The 3,203-nt window shown below is 63.4% G+C and carries 5 protein-coding genes; 4 read left to right on the forward strand and 1 reads right to left on the reverse strand.

Annotation, left to right across the window (positions count from 1 at the left end; all coding sequences use genetic code 11):
• Window positions 1-237: hypothetical protein (locus KDH09_09125; GenBank protein MCB0219841.1), on the forward strand; the 237-nt coding region annotated here is incomplete at its 5' end.
• Here the strand turns inward: KDH09_09125 and KDH09_09130 are convergent.
• The gene (locus KDH09_09130) at window positions 221-529 is read right to left on the reverse strand and encodes an EthD family reductase (GenBank protein ID MCB0219842.1); all 309 of its coding nucleotides are present in this window, start codon (window positions 527-529) and stop codon (window positions 221-223) included. The two genes, KDH09_09125 and KDH09_09130, sit on opposite strands and share 17 nt — an antisense overlap.
• 134 nt (window positions 530-663) lie before the next feature.
• Between KDH09_09130 and KDH09_09135 the strand changes: the two genes are divergently transcribed.
• From KDH09_09135 to KDH09_09145, 3 genes are all read left to right on the forward strand, one after another.
• Window positions 664-1,221 (forward strand): MarR family transcriptional regulator, encoded by a 558-nt coding sequence (locus KDH09_09135; GenBank protein MCB0219843.1) that lies wholly within the window; start codon window positions 664-666, stop codon window positions 1,219-1,221.
• A complete protein-coding gene (locus KDH09_09140; GenBank protein ID MCB0219844.1) occupies window positions 1,218-2,189 on the forward strand; it encodes an HlyD family secretion protein in 972 nt (323 codons plus the stop codon). The genes KDH09_09135 and KDH09_09140 overlap by 4 nt, the downstream gene beginning before the upstream one ends.
• Window positions 2,190-2,209: 20 nt before the next feature.
• Window positions 2,210-3,203 (forward strand): DHA2 family efflux MFS transporter permease subunit (locus KDH09_09145; GenBank protein MCB0219845.1); only part of this gene is annotated, 994 nt, incomplete at its 3' end.

The following is a 3,203-nucleotide window of genomic DNA, read 5'->3' on the forward strand; positions in this document are numbered from 1 at the left end:
ACCTTTGCGCTGGATCGGCTGGTTGTCGGTGACGTGCTTCTGGAGCTGAATTCCACGGCAGAGGCTGGCGTTTACGAAGGCCATTGCTTTTGCGGTGGCCCACTCAGCGTTTCCCAGAACCGCGATCTCAAAGTCGACTTGCGAGAGAATCCAAGCACAATCAAGCTACCCGGATTGCCAACGTATGTGCACACGCTGATCCGGGTGGACCCCGAAGGGCTCAAGCCACCTCGCTGACCTGCACGACCGCCTGAATATCCGAATAATTCTTGAGGTCCGCGCCCAGTGCCGGGGCCGCTCCCATGAAGGCCTGCTGGAAGGACTCGACCGAGTCGAAGTCCAGGTGGGCAATGCACACATAGGGGGCAGGGCTGCCCGGGGCGGCACCGCTCACGCCGAAGGCAACGCTCACGCCCCTCAGCGCGTCGCCGAGTTTTTCGCGGCACAGCGGGATGTGGTTGGCCATGTAGTAGTCCTTGTCGAAACGCGCGCCTTCGGTGGCGGGATACAGAACGCTCAAGCGGATCATGTGAATTCTCTCCAGTTGGAATGAAGGGGAGCCTAGCACGGCAGGAGGCCTTGCGGGGGAGGGGCTTGACGTTTCGGTTAGGGTCCATATAGTTAGGCACCTAATTAGATCGGGCCGCGCCCGACGAGGAATTCATGCTCTATCTACGCAAACTGCCCCAGCACGACGTTCTGCAGAACATGGCCGAGCGCATCCCGGAGGCCGAGCCGCTGTCCATCGAGAGCTGCCTTCTCTTGCTGCGCGTGGCGGGTGACATGCGGACGCTGCTCGACGAGAGCCTGGCTGCGGGCGGCACTTCCCACGGTCGTTTTACCATCCTGATGCTGCTCTACCGCCACCGCGAAGATGATGCCGGGGTGCTTCCCTCCGAGCTGGCCGAGTGGGCGGGCGTGAGCCGCGCGACGGTGACGGGTCTTCTCTCGGGCCTTGAATCACTGGGGCTCATCGAGCGCGTGCGCGACCCGCAGGCGCGCGATCGCCGCCTGTTCAGCGCGCGGCTCACCGCAAGCGGCATCGAGTTCATTGAAAAGACCCTGCCCGGACACACGCGGCTCGTGGCCCTCATGCTTGCACCGCTCTCGGACCGCGAAAAGAAACAGCTCGCCGCGCTGCTCGGCAAGATCGATGGCGGGCTGGGCGCCGCCCGCGAGTCGCTGCCCGCAAAATCCACAACGGGGAAACGCTCATCATGACACGTAAAAAGTTGCTGCTGACGCTCGCCGCCGTGATCGGCATCGCCGCCCTCGCCGGTGCCAGCCGGGCGGTCTATTACATCATCCATTTTGAGACCACCGACGACGCGCAGATCCAGGGTGATATCTATCCGGTCGCGCCCAAGATTTCCGGCTATGTGGGGCGGGTCTACGTGAAGGAGAACGAGCGCGTGGAGGCCGGCGCGCTGCTGCTCGAGCTCGAACCCCGTGACTACGAGGTGAAGCGCGACACCGCGCGCGCCGGGCTCGAGCGGGCGCAGGCCGCTGTCGCCGTTGCCGGCGCGCAGGTGCAGCAGGCGCGCGCCCAGCGCGACCAGAGCAGCACCGAGGAAAAACGCTACGCCACGCTGCTCAAACGCCGTGAGGTGTCCGAGCAACAGTATGAGGCCGTTCGCGCCACCGCCATCAGCGCAGCCGCCGCCTATGACGCCGCCCTGCAGCAGGTCGGCGTCGAGAAGGCGCGTCTCGATGAGGAAAAAGCGCTGCTGGAGGCTGCCGAGCTCAACGTCTCCTACACCACCCTCCACGCGCCCGCCGCTGGCATCGTCGCCCACAAGAGCATCGAGCCCGGCCAGTTCGTGCAGGCGGGCCAGCCGCTTATGGCCATTGTCGATACCGACAATCTGTGGGTCGTGGCGAACTTCAAGGAAACCCAGCTCCAGAAAATGCACACGGGGCAGGAAACGCGCATCAAGGTCGATGCCTATCCCGAGCACGACCTGACCGGGATGATCGACTCCATCTCACCCGCGACGGGCGCGCGCTTTGCGCTGCTGCCGCCCGACAACGCGACCGGCAACTTCGTGAAGGTCGTCCAGCGTGTTCCGGTAAAGATCGTCTTTCGCGACGCCTTGCCGGAGCGGCTGAATCTGCTGATCGGCATGAGCGTGGAAGCCGAAGTGGACCTGCGAGAAACCCCTGCAAGCGGACACGCCAGCGTTCGCTGAGCGCGCGGAGCGAGTCACCCATGGCCGAAGTCGGCGCCAGAAAATGGATCATCACCGTCACGGTGATCCTGGCATCGGTGATCGAGATCATCGATACCTCCATCGTCAACGTGGCGCTGCCGCACATGATGGGCAATCTCTCGGCGACGCTCGATGAGGTCGCCTGGGTCATCACTTCCTACGTGGTGGCAAACGTCATCGTGGTGCCCATGACCGGGTGGCTCTCCATGCGCTTTGGCCGGCGCAACTACTTCGTGGGTTCCATTCTGCTCTTTACCGCTGCGTCGTTCTTCTGCGGGCAGGCCACCAGCATCTGGGAACTGGTCGCGTTCCGTCTGATCCAGGGCGTGGGCGGCGGCGCGCTGCTCTCGACGTCGCAATCGATCCTTGTCGAGACCTTTCCGCCCGAGGAACTGGGCTTTGCCAATGGGCTATTCGGCCTGGGCGTGGTGATGGGCCCGACGGTGGGCCCGACGCTGGGCGGCTGGATCACCGACAGTTTTTCCTGGCGCTGGATCTTCTACATCAACCTGCCCATCGGACTTCTTGCGGCATTTTGTGCCTACACCTTCATTCGCGATCACGAAGATGCCAAGCGTCCGCCTTCCACCGACTGGCTGGGGATTGTGCTGCTGATCGTGGGCATCGGCGCGTTGCAGATATTTCTGGAGCGCGGCGAGGCCGAGGCCTGGTTCGAGACCACCTACATCACCGTCCTGTGCGGGGTCTCGGTGCTCGGCATTCTGGGTTTCATCTGGCGCGAGTTGGCGACAGAGCATCCGATCGTCAATCTGCGCGTGCTCAAGGACGGGTCGCTGGCGCTTGGAACCGTGTGCAACTTCATCCTGGGCTTCGGGCTCTATGCCTCCGTCTTTATTCTGCCGGTCTTCGCCCAGAACCTGCTGGGCTTTACGGCAACCCAGACGGGACTCATCATGCTGCGCGGCGCGCTGGCGACCATGATCATGATGCCGCTGGTGGGAAAAATCCTGCAGCGCGGGGCGCCGCCCTACA

It is taken from the genome of Chrysiogenia bacterium (genome assembly GCA_020434085.1).
In the GTDB taxonomy this organism is placed as follows: Bacteria; JAGRBM01; JAGRBM01; order JAGRBM01; family JAGRBM01; genus JAGRBM01.

Coding starts and splice junctions, on each gene's coding strand:
- KDH09_09130 (MCB0219842.1), bottom strand. CDS start 529: ATGATCCGCTTGAGCGTTCTGTATCCCGCCACCGAAGGCGCGCGTTTC.
- KDH09_09135 (MCB0219843.1), top strand. CDS start 664: ATGCTCTATCTACGCAAACTGCCCCAGCACGACGTTCTGCAGAACATG.
- KDH09_09140 (MCB0219844.1), top strand. CDS start 1,218: ATGACACGTAAAAAGTTGCTGCTGACGCTCGCCGCCGTGATCGGCATC.